9 protein-coding genes are annotated in these 13,510 nt (G+C 37.0%); 8 read left to right on the top strand and 1 reads right to left on the bottom strand.

The genetic code is table 11. The features are described from left to right. Positions 1-763 precede the first annotated feature (763 nt). The 3 genes from LEP1GSC050_RS09560 to LEP1GSC050_RS09545 all read left to right on the top strand — a co-directional run bounded on the left by LEP1GSC050_RS09560 (position 764) and on the right by LEP1GSC050_RS09545 (position 4,271). Complete coding sequence (locus LEP1GSC050_RS09560; RefSeq protein WP_010570999.1) at positions 764-1,384, top strand: helix-turn-helix domain-containing protein; 621 nt, start codon at positions 764-766, stop codon at positions 1,382-1,384. A 305-nt stretch (positions 1,385-1,689) separates the two neighbouring features. Then, complete coding sequence (locus LEP1GSC050_RS09555) at positions 1,690-2,325, top strand: tetratricopeptide repeat protein (protein ID WP_020987717.1); 636 nt, start codon at positions 1,690-1,692, stop codon at positions 2,323-2,325. Between the two features lie 1,229 nt (positions 2,326-3,554). Further along, positions 3,555-4,271 carry a tetratricopeptide repeat protein gene (locus tag LEP1GSC050_RS09545; protein ID WP_010570996.1) on the top strand — a complete coding sequence of 239 codons (717 nt, stop codon included), beginning with the start codon at positions 3,555-3,557 and terminating at the stop codon, positions 4,269-4,271. Positions 4,272-4,668: 397 nt separating this feature from the next. On the opposite strand, the gene LEP1GSC050_RS20960 is transcribed toward LEP1GSC050_RS09545, so the two are convergent. Continuing rightward, the gene (locus LEP1GSC050_RS20960) at positions 4,669-4,962 is read right to left on the bottom strand and encodes a hypothetical protein (protein WP_198012835.1); all 294 of its coding nucleotides are present in this window, start codon (positions 4,960-4,962) and stop codon (positions 4,669-4,671) included. Between the two features lie 285 nt (positions 4,963-5,247). Between LEP1GSC050_RS20960 and LEP1GSC050_RS09535 the strand changes: the two genes are divergently transcribed. The 5 genes from LEP1GSC050_RS09535 to LEP1GSC050_RS09515 all read left to right on the top strand — a co-directional run bounded on the left by LEP1GSC050_RS09535 (position 5,248) and on the right by LEP1GSC050_RS09515 (position 12,956). Continuing rightward, positions 5,248-10,116 (top strand): TIGR04388 family protein, encoded by a 4,869-nt coding sequence (locus LEP1GSC050_RS09535; protein ID WP_010570994.1) that lies wholly within the window; start codon positions 5,248-5,250, stop codon positions 10,114-10,116. A gap of 95 nt (positions 10,117-10,211) precedes the next feature. Beyond that, on the top strand, positions 10,212-10,967 hold the full coding sequence (locus LEP1GSC050_RS09530; protein ID WP_010570993.1) for a hypothetical protein: 756 nt from the start codon (positions 10,212-10,214) through the stop codon (positions 10,965-10,967). 215 nt (positions 10,968-11,182) lie between these two features. Further along, positions 11,183-11,674 carry a hypothetical protein gene (locus LEP1GSC050_RS09525; protein WP_010570992.1) on the top strand — a complete coding sequence of 164 codons (492 nt, stop codon included), beginning with the start codon at positions 11,183-11,185 and terminating at the stop codon, positions 11,672-11,674. 138 nt (positions 11,675-11,812) lie between these two features. Beyond that, positions 11,813-12,370, top strand: coding sequence for a hypothetical protein (locus LEP1GSC050_RS09520; RefSeq protein ID WP_010570991.1), 558 nt, complete (start codon positions 11,813-11,815; stop codon positions 12,368-12,370). Then, positions 12,324-12,956: a hypothetical protein gene (locus LEP1GSC050_RS09515; protein ID WP_010570990.1), complete on the top strand. Its 633-nt coding sequence runs from the start codon at positions 12,324-12,326 to the stop codon at positions 12,954-12,956. The genes LEP1GSC050_RS09520 and LEP1GSC050_RS09515 overlap by 47 nt, the downstream gene beginning before the upstream one ends. Positions 12,957-13,510 lie beyond the last annotated feature (554 nt).

Genomic DNA, 13,510 nt, shown 5'->3' with positions numbered 1-13,510 from the left:
ATTAAACGAAAGTCTAATGTTTTTCTTTAAAAATCTCCCGAGATCGGCCATAATGAAAAAAATACATCGCATCAATTATATCCTTGAAGAGGATCTTTTTTTAGAATAACTAATTCGCTCATGAAGGTCATCCCGCCAAAAAGAAATCCCCAATACGGAAGGAAATGGATTTCAGTTCCAAATTTCACCATGAAGTCATGTCCTAAATGTGAAAGTTTAGAATCTGTAGAAAAGATACAGTATTTTAGTTCTGAATGGAAACGCTGGATTTATAAAGTCAGATGCGATGAATGTAAGATCGAAACTAAAGAATGCTATTCTCTAAAGGAATCTATCGATACTTGGAATCGAGATGAAGTCGAATATTCGACAGTGTAGATTAATTCGACTTAGTGCCGTATTATTAAGGTACTTAGATTATTTTATAAAAATATTGAAACAATCTTTGGGGAAATAATCTCGAACCATTAATTATTTATTTTGAAGGTCACCGATGAGTAGGCATTTTACGCTAGCGTCGAGAAGTTAGCGATGTTCGATAGGCGAATCCTTACAATTTATAAATCAATAAACTCAATCCTAAATTCGGGCGGCAAAAAATTACTTTCGAGTATTGGAGAGTTTAATGAATCATTATCGGTGAAAGTATTTTTTAATCTAATGAAGTCGGATTTTATGTATTATTAATCGAAATGCCGGAAAGCCTAATACATCTAATAAAACAATTTGACAAAATGGCTATGAGAAATATTTATCAAGGTGCATGAATGGCAAGGTTTGGACTTACAGCGAAGACCATTTTCTATATACCAAATATCATTTATACACGCTTGAAGAGGTGGCAAATAAATTAAATAGAAGTAAGCAGTCTGTCGTTATGAGGGTCACGAAACTTAGAAAAGCTGGATTAAAAATATTCCGAGCAAAAATGCCGGGAAAATTAATTAGAGTAGCACCCAGCAAATCAACTCTGTCGAAGTTAGCGGAAGATCATTCGCTGACTGAAATCGCTAAGAAACTGAATATTTCCAGAAATACAGTCGCTTACTGGATAGAGAAATACAAAATCAAATTCAGGAAATCTCGGCGGAAATGGACTGATAAGGAAATAGAAATTTTAGAAGCTAGGTTCGGAGATTTAACTTTAGAAGAATTATCGGTAGTTTTAAATAGGACTAAGCATGCAATATCCCGGCAGGCTCATTTATTGGAGAAAGCAGGAGTGGAAATAGCGAAAAGATCAGCAAATCCCGAGATTAATCGAGGAATAAAAATAACAAGGTCGGAATTACTCGAACTTTTGCAAGAAAAGGGGGTTAAAGGATATAGCGACGGATTGGGCGGTGACTCCGAGTGCAATTATGTATTGGGTAAAAAAATATGATATCGATCTTTTGAAATTAAAAGACAATTCTAAATCAGATAGCAGTCGTGCTAAATACAAAGTTGGAAAGCAAGGTCAAAAGAAACGATCGACCACCAACAATCTTTAGTAGATTTTCTAAACGACGAAATGAATTGGAACGCTCAGAGTTTCTATTAAGATAGCTAAGAAAAGGTGCAGGTCAATTGGCTTCACTACCTTCGCCACCAAATGCTCCTAAAGAACTGTTATTTATTAATTTGTATTATAGAGGATAAATTTTCCCACATAAAAGTGATGTCATTTTTTACGGACCTATGATACACATGAATGTTATGCGAACTTTTATTATTTTAGTTACTCTTATCTTTTCTATAGGCTGTTCTAAAAAATGGACCACGGCAGAGCTAAGCGATGAATACTGGAAGGCTAAAAATGCTTTTACTAGTAAGAACATTTTTGCAGCTACAAAAGGATTTGAAAATTTATATAGAAAAGATTCCAATTTTCGCTCTACTCGCTTGATGTTAGGAAAGTGTTATATCGAATCTAAAGAATTTTCCAAAGCAAAACAAATTATGGAAGAGGAATTAGTTAAAAACCCTAGCGATCTTGAAGCTATTGGATGGCTGTACGTAATCAGGATTTCTTTGGGTGAAAAACCTGCTCAATTGTTACCCGAATTTGAAGCAATATTAGATAGGATGCCTGATAATTCTGATTCTTCTTCTTTAAAGGGACAGATATTCGAGATGACAGGTCTTTATTATGAAGCCTTGGAAAACTATGAGAATGCTCTACATCGAGATTTGGAATATACGAGTTATATTCATCTTAGAAAATCAGAAACGTACGAGAAAATAAAGGATTATAAAGAAAGCGAAATAGAATATTCTAAAGCTAGGTCCTTAGGTTATAAAGATAATAAAGTTAAAGTCGATTTTCGGGATAAGCATTTATAATGAGAAAAATTGTATTATCTATTTGCGTTATAGTTTTTTTCGTTATACCGTTCAATGGCTGCGGAAAAAATTCACACGACAATAGTTATTATTATTCAGCATTGGCTCTGATCCAGAATAAAGCTTCATGCTTACCTACCACAACTGTAACAAAAGGTGGTCCAACGGTAACTGGGAGCGATATAGGGTATAACTTTTATTATTATGTCGGAGCAGGGTCCACTGATACGATAACTTTCAATTCAACGCCTTCAGGAAGTAGTGGTGCCCTTTTTTACCTAGGAAATCAGAATACAACTCTAACGGTCGATAATATCGCGATCGTAGCAAATTTTGTAGTTAATAAAATAGTCGCGCCTTTTACGTTTTCTGTAGTAACTAACTCTGGATATTTTCGATGCATTTTAGTGGTTGTCGAGCACGCAGGAACTACTTACTCCCTCAAAGTTCAATAGTGAATAACGTTTGTAGTTAGTTTTTATAAAAATTAAAAAAATGATTCAGAATCTCTTTTACTATTCCTGACGAGATGACACGCATACAAAAAGCCCAAGTATTTTTGAACCTTGGGCATAATTGTAGGTCGCTTTACACTATTGTTGTTGGTTTGTTACATCAGTTGGCGCAGTGCTAGCAATGTAAAAGAACATGCCAGTGAAGGACTGCGTAAAGGTTACCGTGGCAGTATGGTTCGAGTTCGTTATAGCGACACTGTAGGGAGATGGGCTTAAAGATTGTGAAGTGCAGCTAATCAAAGCTCCAAAATTTGCAGCGCTAAACGTAGTAGTGGTCGCTGTAAAAACAATTTTCTGTCCGGCAGTCAAACTTATTAGAGAAAACGAACCATAAGATCCCGGATTAAGTAGCGAAGAACTTGATGTATACGTTACTTGTAACGCCGAGGTATTGATTGTATTATTGGCACAGGAATAGCTAGGTTTAGAAGCCAAAAGAGCTACGAGTGCCGAATTATCGCTGTTACTGCTGCTTTTGTTGCAATCTAACAAGATGAAGGAGGAGAGAAATAAGAGGAAAAAGGAACAAAAGATTTTTTTCACTAGAATATGGCTCCGAAATTAGTAGGTCGAGTTCCAGTCATAAGTTACAGTTGGTTTTGAAGCAAGCATTTTCGTATTAGCTTTTCATTATTCCTATGGTAGGAATTTGGTCCCATTCAAGATAGAATTTCGTAGCCGAATTTTTGTCTCGAAAACAGGGGAAAAGTTGATTTGACAATATATCGGTTGAAAAACTTCCTTTCTTTCGTGCGAATTTACTTCAACTTTGTTTTACGTCTCGTTTGCTACTTCTTTATTCTAATTAGTGTTTTTTATTGCTCAGACGACAAAGATCTGGAAAAAAAATACAATCAGGCCTTAGAATATTATTCAGCGAATAAGAGACAAGACGCGATTGATGCTCTTAAGTCCATATATTCTAAAGATCCAGAATTTAGAGATTCTGGTTTCTTGCTTGGTAAATTGTATTACTACGATTTGAAATTTCCCGAGGCAAATCATTATTTCGAAGAAATTCGAGAGCGAAACCCAGAGGATTTGGATGCTCTTCTTTGGTTGATTAAAACAAGTTTTGCTCAGAAAAAACCGCCTGAGAAAATCTTAGAGATGACAAAAGAGTTTCTATTAAAGGATAGCACTCAGCTAGAGGTCCTGTATATCGCTGGCAGAATGTATGAGTCACAAAATATAATGGATAAAGCTATCGCGAGTTATTCAAAAGCCGTTCTCGTTTCTTCCGCAGTCGAATTTTCACACGAACGATTGGCCGAAATTTATGAAAAGGCAAGAATTCCCGAGAAGGCGAAATTTCATAGGGGAATGTATAATATCTTACACTCCAAATTGCTCCCTTCTTCTGAACCGGTGGATTCCGAAAAAGAGAAAAAACAAAATACTTCCAAACCAACTAGGAAAAAGAAGAAATGAAGAGCGTCTTGAGTTTCATAATGGGGTTAATTCGAGAGAATTGGTATACTAGATCATTTAAACGAAATCTTGAAATATATCGAAACCCAGAAATTATATTAAGTGATTCTCCTCGAACGTTTCTAATCCGAGTAGCTAAAAGCTATTTTTTGTTTATGGGGACTTACCTCATATACGCGCTTCTCGTATCATTATTGAACTGGGAAAGATTACAGCATCTACGGCAATCCTTAACTCCATTCTTTAAAAGAGGTCTTTTGGGTTGGTCTTTCTACTATTCCAGCGTATACCCGTATAACATTTTTTATATGCTTACTCTGATTCTGCTTTTTCAGATTTATTTTGCGGCAACTTCATACATCGCTCTGTGGTTTTTAGGCGAGGAGAAGAGATCGTTTTATAGAATTTTGGGGATAACATTTACCTCTTCTTTATTTTTTGTTTTAGCTCTTTTTCCTATATCGCTACTATACAGCGTAATGCCAAATAGCGTCCAGGGAGATATTTTTAAGACCATATATTTTCTATCTTTAGTAGGAGCTTTTGGATTGGCAGGATTCTTTACGCAAGCCTTCCTCTTTATTAGGATGTGTAAGAAGGTATTTGCCCAGAATTTTGGTAGGGCATTTTTGACCTGGTTTTTTCCGTTATTTATATTCTCATCATTTCTATATAATGTTTTAGCAGGCAAAAAATAACCCTAAAAGATTACTCTCTAAAACTCTTTAATTCGGGATGACGTGGTTACGTCTCTAAACCCTGGTCCTTTAGTACCTTTTTAACAGAGATTAATCTGATTATATAGCAAATGGGATAGAAATCTCATTAAAAAAGTTTTCTTCTGCCTTTGATTCAATTCAAATAGACACAAAATCCAATATTTTTCAATATTGGAAAAGTTAGAACGAAGATTCCGTATTTCGGACAAGAAGTCATCCGTCGGATAGAGTCTATTTAATATCTGGAGAGTTTAAGTATGAAATTTCGGGGTAAATTCTTATTATTTTCTTGGACATTTCTTTTACTCTTCGTTTTGAATTTTCAATCGGCTTTTTCCCAATCCACAAATTCGATGATTCCGAATTTGAATACACCTCAATTTAACCCGCAAGATGTCCAACAGACATACCTAATTGCGAACCAACTTTCGGATGTAAGTGGTTGGGACAATTTGGTTTCTCAAAGTTTAGGCCTTTTATATTCCGAATGGGAAAGTCAGGTTAATGCATCCATAATTTCAACAGTCGATTCCATCAATACTGCTAGTACCTATGATAGTGTAACGACTTACCAGAATGCTGTATACCAAGCATTAGTATCGCAAGAAAAACAAGCACTCAGCGTGTGGGAACAAGCGGCAGAGAATTCGGTGCTTTCCGAACGGGCGAATTTCGTAGCGGGACTGTCCAATAATAATTTGAGCAACACCGCAACCGTGGCAAGTAATACGAACACGACAACGAACGCTCAGGCTCTTTGGCAAACCACCTTTCAATCAAATCTTCAGAATGGACTATCCCAATATCAGAATTCTCTAAGTCAGCTTTCTGCCGAATACCAAAATCTTTTGCTTTCAGTTCAACAAGCTGATACTCAATACCAACAAACGATGTATACGATTCAGCAGAACGAACAAAACGTTCGGGTAGGGATTCTCGCAGAAACCTTACAATTACAACAATATCTACATTCTGATTTGAATGCAGCTACCGATCCTGCCGGAAATAAGCAATATATGTTCCACCAAGCAAATTCGGATGGAACGGTTTCGTTAAATGCGGCAGGGCAGCAGCTCGAAGCCTTGGTTTACGGTGTCCTGGGATTAGCGGCTCCAGCTAACAATGCCTATGATGAATCGTTAGCCTTAAATATGCTTGCCGATGAAGTTGCGCAGAATCTTTGGTCGGATGGAACTAGCACGCAGAATATTCAGAAAAATCAGTTTTTATTCCACCAGCTAAATAGTAACGGTACTGTTACCCTGAATACTCAGGGACAATCCTTAGAAACAATGGTATACCAAGTCCTCGGATTGACAATCCCGGCCAATGGAGTCTGGAACGAAGCAAGCCCTTATAATACTTTGCAGACCCAATTGAATAATCCAATATATCCGAATTTAAGTTTGTCACAATTTGCTGGCCAGATGCAAACTTTTTTGACTTCTGAGCAAACCTATGCCCAAAGCCAAATTTCTCTATACTCAGGGCTGGTATCTCATTCTTATACTTTACCTCCCGACGTACAATTAATGAGCGATTATAATAATGGAACTGGGCAATACGGTCAGCTCATGAGGGATATTGCAAATGCCTATAATACTAACGGCGGGACGGATTTCTCCGGAGCCTATGCAGATTTAGCTTCGGCGTTGGGGTTGGGTGCAGGTTTAAGTATTAGCTCGATTACTGGGGCAGATTTACAGGCGTCAGATTTTAATTCGACTTCGTACTACGTCGGAACTTTGCTTGGATTTCCAATTGGAACATTTTCAGGAGCGAATTTATTCTATTCTCAGGCAGGGAATAATTTTCAGTATTTTACCCAAACCTATCCGGTTTGTTGGGGTCAATGTATCATCATGAGTAGTACTGCTCAAGAGCAAAACGTTGAAATCAAAAACATGAATTATACAGTCCACGATGGAAATGCTGCTGCCGATGCTGCTATTTGGGGCAGTTATAATACGAGTATTACGAACTACTTAAATTCTTGGACTAGCGGAGTTTTACCCGCAATTAATAGTTGGGAAGCTAATGTGGCTACCTTCCAAACTCAATATAATTCTTGGGAGACTCAAAAAGCGAATCTGCTAGCTCAAGCTCAGCAGAATTACGAACAAGGCGTTAGTCAAATTCAACAGCAGGAATCGGCATATTTATCACAAATGTCCGAATACCAACAAGTTCAGAATGCTAAATTTGCTTCGGCACAAACTCAAGGTGCAAGCTTGAGTTCTGTCCAAACCGATCCTGCCCCGACGACTAATGGAGCTTCCTTGACTAGCACTTCAAATACGTTTAACCAGCTTGCGAGCCAAGTACCTCAAAACGTAAATTTTGATTCTTCGAATTTTAATCAATTAAATGCTCTTAGCGACCAGTTAAATACCGCCTTTGGAGGTGCTCAACGGATCGCTCTAGTTAGCGCGATGAATAATAGTGCGTACAATCAGAGCTTAAGTGCTGCTCAAACACTTGCGACTTCTTTACAAAATCAGAGATCGATGACAGATGACGGCTATGCGTCTCTACTCAATTCGTTAAAATCGCAAGGGTATTCATTCCAATATACGAAAGGAGAAATCTCAGGAATCGTAAATTCGCAAGGAATGCTCCTTAAGAATACAGATGGAACAAATGAGTCGATGAACGCGTTTATTAGTGGAGCCTCAGATTCGGCTTCCAAGTTAGGAATCTCTGGATCATCTCAAAATTACGGATATTGCGGACAGAATTATGCGAATTGTACTCAATACACAACAAACACATATAAAAACGTAACCGTAAATTCAGACGGCTCGATTAGCGTAACTAAATCAATACACGACGGAACCGTAACGTTTAATGGAGGAGATCCAACAAAATCCGCTAGCTTTAGTTCAAATACAACAGATTCGAGTTTTATAATTCCAGCAGTAGGGGTAGTGAAATTATCCGAATTCGGGGTAGTTGGTGGAGTTGCAACAGCTAGCTCAACTACGAATAATCCAATTAGTTCGAGCTTATCTAGACTATTATCAGCTAGAACTATGTCTTTATCATCTAGTGCTGCTTCATCATCCGCTCCTCTATCTTCGAGTATGGACTTTTTTAGTAATACGGGTTGGGATACTAGTTCGATGAATGCGGCAAGCGGTGCGCTTAGTCAAAACTATCAAGCCTTTAGTAGCGGGTTGAATAGTTTGGCGAATGCGGCAGAGACATATACTAGTACTCTCGCTCAAATCGATGCGAATGGAACTGCTTCCGCTGATGCGACTATAAGTCAAGATACTAGTTTAGCTCAAACTTTACTATCAGGTGGAACTTGGCAAGCCTGGGCATCCAACCAGGTTCAAAACGCAGTGCAAGGCGTGTATGCATCCGCGTTGATGAATACGTTTAATATAGATCCGCAAACGGCTTCTTATCTAGCGGGCTATAAATTAAGTCATGATGCAGCCGAGAAAGCAGAAAGTTCTATGACAGCTGTAGTTGGGAAATTCATTTTATCGAACTTAGCATTACCAGGCATTGGAATGTTCTTAGGTAATAGCCAAGGAAGTAAGTTAACCGATGATGTATCTGGAATCTTAGAGAAAAATCGTATATTGAGTAAGAGTCAGTACAATAGCATCGTTGCACCGGACGCAGCTAAGCAAGCATTCCAAAATTATAAAACCCAGGGCTATGAAATGGTCGTAGACAATTACGCTCAGAGCCAAGGTAAGAGTGATGATGAAATCAAATTTATCAACGGAGCTATCGGAGCTTATGAGACAGCTCGGCAAGCTAATTCGGAATTAGCTGGCGATGGAATTTTTCATGGTCTTGATAAAGGTATCAATGGAATATTTTCAAGTATAAATGGTGGAACGTTAAAAATCGTAGCCGACGTATTGAAACATACGAATATAATTACTGCCGATCAAGCGAAGTCTATCTATAAGGGCACGGATTTACTACAGGGAGATGTAACTGGAAGCTACTTAGATTCTCAGAAGAAATCGCTATATAACTATTATAATAGTACTTATCAAAAAGCTATATATACAAGTCTCTTAGGGCCGGTTGCTGATCAATACGGAGTCAGTGCGGAATTATTAGGAGATTATGCATATGAGCAAATGCAGCAAAGGGTAGAGAGAGCAAATACAAGGCAGGAAAAACTAAACCAAGCTAAGCAAGTGGTGGAATTAGCAGCCTTGGCAGCGATCACAATTTTTAGTTTAGGAACTTCATCCGAAGTTACAGGACCAGCAATGGCAGAAATTAGTGCGGAAATGGAATCAGCGGGTGTTCTCGCAGATTCTACTACCGCTATAGATGCGTATGCAGAAGCCGGAATACAAGCTGAGGAAGAAGCACAGACAATGTTACAAGTAGTACAAGGTGGAGCAGCTCTGGTCAATGCTGGAATCGATTATTCGAGTGGAAATAAGAACGGGGTCTTAGCGGACATTATTAACGGTGCGATTGGAATGTTTGCACCAAACGTTGGATCAATGTTCGGGTTTCTCAAAGGGGGTATGACACTCCTTCCTGAAGTAACTTGGACTCAAGGAAAGCAGACGAATCCATTGGATTTACCAGGTGGAACAGATTCGAAATCTGGTTGGGGTGTCGCAGTTGAAATAGGCAAAGCTATAGGGGATACTGGCGTAACAGTTGGCTGGGGACCTAACGGATCAATTATTGGTGTCACTCCGGAGGGATCTGGTGATACAGAATTCCCGTTTATAGTCTCTGGTAATGGCGATGTAAGCATAGGAATCGGATTTCCTGGTCCGAATGGTAGTTTGATTCCTTGGAAAGGCGGTATTTCAATAAACAACAATGGTGAAATCGAACTTTCTCCGATCCAAAGTGCACCAGAAGAAAGCAGCGGTGGAGAGACGACAAAAACTACGAATGAAGGTAGTACGAGTGGACCGGGCGATTCGAAGACGCCCACAACCACATTAAAAAATGGTTCCCCATGGCCTGAATATGGGTCGGGCGGAACGTTCGGTAATCTAAATCCTAAAAATAACTCAATAATTAGCAATCCAACTACGCCATTCTCTCCCGCACCAATTGGATTGATTCCACCTTTATTGACGACAACACCAAGTCAACCAAGTGGAATTTACCGAGCGCTTTGATAATAGAAATTTCAGAATTAAATTGTTCTTATTTACTTCTGGAATTTACGCGAGAAATATTATTTCTTAATGTAAGCGAAGGTTAATTTAATATTATGAACGCTGAGAAAAAAGGAGATAAATGTATCTTTAAAGTTATTCGGCAATCTTTATTGCTTTGTCTTTATTCTTTCTTTGTCTATAACGGCTGCGCGGTAATTGATTATCCGATTGTTAAAAGAACAAACAATGAAAATCTTGTAGAGTCAAATCTTAGACACAAAATCCGAATTCATATCGAGTTAAACGATATAGTAAGATATACCCAAATTGATAATCTTGAGAGAAGGTTAAATAATAAAATTGTAGCTGGAAGTGCACCGCAAAAGGATAATTTTCTCGCTTCATTAAAATATTATTATAGATACTCAAAGGAAGTTGCGGATCAGAGTAAATATTTTATTTATAATTCTAATGAAATACAATCCGAAACGGCTGTCATCCAGTTAAAAGTAGAATTCACGGAAAAATCTAGTACATTTCGAACAATAAGCACTTTTATAACGTTGTTCATCTTTCCATACATATTCGATTCTGAAATTATATTAAGTGCTAAAATTACAGGCAACAAGTATTGGGAGGGAAATGCTTCAAGACAATTTAGACAATACAATTTTATCTGGCCACCTATCGGTATTCCTGTAATGGTTTACATAAATAAGATTAAAAATGGAACAGGATATATTGATCATGAAGACATCTATAAGGATATGTTCTCAGAGATCTTAGAGAAATACGCTGAGCATCTGGAATCTGAGAAGAATCACCACCATAACCATGAATCGACTATGAATGAATTGCCTCAGCCTTAATATTATGTAAATTGAATAAAAAATTAGTCTTTAGCCTGGCAAAGGTCTTTAGATAAAAACTTGCAATTTCAAATTTTCGAAGCTTTACAAATACTATTTTTTATCTACTTTTACATTTTGACAAAATTTACTTTTAAAAATAAACATTAATTAAGATCCTGCTTTTGTACCTTTCCGACCAGCTTTATAAATCGAGAAAAGTACTAAGGAAAATAATGAAAAAAGTATTTTTGTTTACACTCTTAATACCTATATGTTTGTTTTCGTGCAAACACAACGGCGGTAAAAATGATGATTATATACATTTAGAACTCCTATATAATTTAAGATGCCAAATTGGGGCCGGTGCGATTACGACTAATTCGCAATTCATTAAATTAAATCAATTAAGCCCTTACAATTTTAGCGGATATTTTCAGGTAAATATAGCTGCAGGACAGAGTATCGGATTTAGTTCAACATCTACATATCTTAATGTAAGCAATCCAAATCCATTGACTCAGATTGTAGTATTGCCATTTCAAGATTGTAATACGCCAAATATAAATGTAGCAAATTCGATTGTTGCGGGGACAAATACGACGTATAGCGCCGCTTATAAATTTCAGCAAGCTTTCACGGGAATTTTGCTCGTAAAATTTTCTTACTCAATACCGAGTACTCAACCAATTATAAATCCAACAGATATTCAAGCGAATATTTTCTAAGATTTAAAGCTAAGCTAATTGGATAAGTTATCGTATCTTAAACTATTACGACATACAAGATGTGTCCTTTGAATTCAGAATAAATATACTCTTGGGAAATTTGAGAAAATACTTTAGAAATGGTTTAAGGAAAAACATGTGAGAATATTAATTATCGTTATCGTTTTTATTTCAGTTAATTGCGCTCCTCAAATCCGACAGGTAATTCCTACTCGGACATTTACAGGGAAGATAGGCAGCAGGGGCGTTGGGTTTTTCAAATTAACGACCCCATCTATGTCGATAATCGCTAAAGAAGCAAGATTAGGTATTAATACCAAGGATGGACTTTTAGTTAATTTCACTAGCGATTGGAATCTAGATTTTAGTATTAGGTCCGCGATGGTTAATGATTGCGGAATCATGATCGCTGATCCGAATCGAGAATATCGATTCACTGGGTATTTTGAAACCGTTTATAATGGGAATATTAGAACAACATTCTTTCCGCGGGTCTTTACAAAAAGAAAATTCTTACTAAGGTCAGATGAATTTTCTTACTTTGGAACTTTAAAGCGAGACCGATACGGTAACTTTACTCAAATAAACATTGAAAAAGATAAGGAATATTGCATGCAAGAATTGAAAAGGATATTCGGAGATCAATTCAATGAAAATAAAGTTAAGCCAAGGTTATTGGTTAAATATGATGATTAAAAATTTGAATCGAATAACAATTATATTCCTATTGATGACAATCCAGTGTACGACGATGAAAAGAGACGTTCCGAATGAATTTCCGATTCCCAGTGCGCTAATGACACCAGTATCGGTCTTTATTGAGACGAGTGAAGATCTAAAAAAAATGTCTGGTGAAAGACGATTGTTACTATATAATGAATACAGTAATTATATTGCCGCTTGTGCCTGCTTGGCGGAGTTTAATTTATTTATAAATCAAGAACCGCCAAAAAATGAAGTTTATGATCATATACTAAAAATAAATTTTACGAACACGGTAACTACGCCGAAGGTGGCTAAAGTATTGCTATACTTTTTTATTTTCTCCGCTGGTATAATTCCGAGTTGGATGTCGGACGACTTGAAATATGAATCAACGCTATATGATAATAATAGTAATGAAATAAGAAAATTTTCTTCCGAAGGCGATAGCACAACATATTTTCAATTATTGCTCGCCCCTGCAATGTTTACAAAATATTGGAAAAAGCCTCACCCGATAACATGGGCAATTCAAGACTTGTACAATTCATCGCTGATATCAAAAATTAACGATTATTGATATTACAACTCTGTAAGCTAAGGAAGTGGTCTCCTTGCAAATTTAGCGGGGAAATTTCAAAATAATCTTAAAATTCTATTATTATTTGGAGAAGGCCTAGTTAGATTCATCCCCTACGAGTTGCGGTTAATTTATCATCGACCCGTATTCTTCCCGCATTCGAAGACTAAAAGAAAGGCGCTCCGTGACCTACCTAAGATTGAGACCGAATATTTTTCAATTATGGTAACCCTCCTTTATGATTGAATAAAAAAATCACAACTGAAATTAAATGACAGAGGTTGAGGTTCAATTATGGCGGCAAATAATACGCACGTCTTTCAAAATTTCTTAAATACTGCTTAGCATTCATGGATGAAAAATTCGAATATAAATTTGGAGCAACGTATTCTACGATTTATAAGCAGCGGAGTTTCCAAACCTCAGCGTTCTAAAAAAAGAGGACTCTAAATCATACTAACTCTATTGGATTAGTCAGAATAGATTCAAAACAAAAGAATCAAACGGGTGGGTGTTTTTAATCTTGAATTTTTGGTTCATATGAGACATAATGT

It is taken from the genome of Leptospira broomii serovar Hurstbridge str. 5399 (genome assembly GCF_000243715.2).
Taxonomy (GTDB): Bacteria; Spirochaetota; Leptospiria; order Leptospirales; family Leptospiraceae; genus Leptospira_B; species Leptospira_B broomii.
Note: the sequence above shows the minus strand (reverse complement) of the source record. Positions and strands in the feature narration are given on the sequence as shown.

What these genes read in the sequence shown, in the direction of transcription:
- LEP1GSC050_RS09555 (WP_020987717.1), top strand. Translation starts at nt 1,690, where the DNA reads ATGAATGTTATGCGAACTTTTATTATTTTAGTTACTCTTATCTTTTCT.
- LEP1GSC050_RS09515 (WP_010570990.1), top strand. Translation starts at nt 12,324, where the DNA reads ATGAAAATAAAGTTAAGCCAAGGTTATTGGTTAAATATGATGATTAAA.
- LEP1GSC050_RS09560 (WP_010570999.1), top strand. Translation starts at nt 764, where the DNA reads ATGAATGGCAAGGTTTGGACTTACAGCGAAGACCATTTTCTATATACC.
- LEP1GSC050_RS09525 (WP_010570992.1), top strand. Translation starts at nt 11,183, where the DNA reads ATGAAAAAAGTATTTTTGTTTACACTCTTAATACCTATATGTTTGTTT.
- LEP1GSC050_RS09530 (WP_010570993.1), top strand. Translation starts at nt 10,212, where the DNA reads ATGAACGCTGAGAAAAAAGGAGATAAATGTATCTTTAAAGTTATTCGG.
- LEP1GSC050_RS09535 (WP_010570994.1), top strand. Translation starts at nt 5,248, where the DNA reads ATGAAATTTCGGGGTAAATTCTTATTATTTTCTTGGACATTTCTTTTA.